We start from the raw sequence: 769 nt of genomic DNA, 5'->3' as shown, positions 1-769 counted from the left end.
ATCAGGCCGAGGGCCCGCAGCTCGCGGAGCGTGCGGTGAACGTGCACGTTCGACAGGCCCATCGTGTCGGCGATGTCGGTCTGCGTGAACGGGAAGTCGAAGCTGTTGTTGGTGACCCGCCCCACAGCCTCCAGCCGCAGCAGCAGCTCGCAGAGAAGATGGGCGATGCGGTGGTTGGCGGGCCGGCCCCCGATGTTGACCAGCCACTCGCGCAGAACCGCCTCGTCGACGAGCGCACACCACCACAGTGCCCGGGTGACCCGCGGGTGCTCGGCCGTGATCGCCTCGATGGCCTGGCGCGGGATGTCGACGACCTGGCAGGCCGAGATCGTGCCGATCGCGTGGTCCATCTGGTCGAGGATGAACACGTTGAGGTCGCAGAAATCGCCCGGGATCAGGTAGGCCATGATCTGGCGCTGGCCGTCCGGCAGGACCTTGTAGCGGCAGGCGTAGCCGTCGAGGATCAGGTGGACATTCTCGGGCGCATCGCCCTCGTGGATCAGATCGGCCCGCGCCCCGACCTTCCTGACTTTGGGCACGAGGGCGTTGAGCGCCCCGCGGTCCTCGTCGGTCAGCTCCTCGTAGCCCTCGAGCTTGCGGATCAGCGCGTCCTGCATCGGGCCTCACCGGTCGACGAAGAAGCGACAGGCTAAGTCGGAAAAACGACCTGCGCGACATCCTATGATCGGTTATTTGCGGCCGCCGACGATTAAGGTCATGGTGGGTGCCGTCGCTTGCTAAAGGCATCCGGGCGCAAGCGGTCGAGGGC

Annotated in this window: 1 protein-coding gene; it reads right to left on the bottom strand. The window is 66.3% G+C overall.

Features of this window, described 5'->3' with window-relative positions; all coding sequences use genetic code 11:
• Nucleotides 1–617 (bottom strand): Crp/Fnr family transcriptional regulator (locus tag WDW90_RS37690; protein ID WP_336492817.1); only part of this gene is annotated, 617 nt, incomplete at its 3' end.
• Between the last annotated feature and the right edge of the window lie 152 nt (nucleotides 618–769).

The organism is Methylobacterium nigriterrae (assembly GCF_037106235.1).
In the GTDB taxonomy this organism is placed as follows: domain Bacteria; phylum Pseudomonadota; class Alphaproteobacteria; order Rhizobiales; family Beijerinckiaceae; genus Methylobacterium; species Methylobacterium nigriterrae.
The sequence above is the reverse complement of the archived record's forward strand: the minus strand, read 5'-3'. Positions and strand labels throughout refer to the sequence as shown.